The organism is Mammaliicoccus fleurettii, assembly GCF_003970575.1.
In the GTDB taxonomy this organism is placed as follows: Bacteria; Bacillota; Bacilli; order Staphylococcales; family Staphylococcaceae; genus Mammaliicoccus; species Mammaliicoccus fleurettii.
Genome location: NZ_RXWZ01000001.1, coordinates 1 through 394, shown reverse-complemented (window position 1 = coordinate 394; position 394 = coordinate 1). Strand labels below are relative to the sequence as shown.

General features: G+C 33.8%; 1 pseudogene. It reads left to right on the top strand.

Annotated elements, in window-relative coordinates:
* Positions 1-56: 56 nt before the first annotated feature.
* Positions 57-394: pseudogene (locus CD129_RS00005) on the top strand (IS6-like element IS257 family transposase); the annotation flags it as partial.

The following is a 394-nucleotide window of genomic DNA, read 5'->3' as shown; positions in this document are numbered from 1 at the left end:
GGTTCTGTTGCAAAGTTGAATTTATAGTATAATTTTAACAAAAAGGAGTCTTCTGTATGAACTATTTCAGATATAAACAATTTAACAAGGATGTTATCACTGTAGCCGTTGGCTACTATCTAAGATATGCATTGAGTTATCGTGATATATCTGAAATATTAAGGGAACGTGGTGTAAACGTTCATCATTCAACGGTCTACCGTTGGGTTCAAGAATATGCCCCAATTTTGTATCAAATTTGGAAGAAAAAGCATAAAAAAGCTTATTACAAATGGCGTATTGATGAGACGTACATCAAAATAAAAGGAAAATGGAGCTATTTATATCGTGCCATTGATGCAGAGGGACATACATTAGATATTTGGTTGCGTAAGCAACGAGATAATCATTCAGC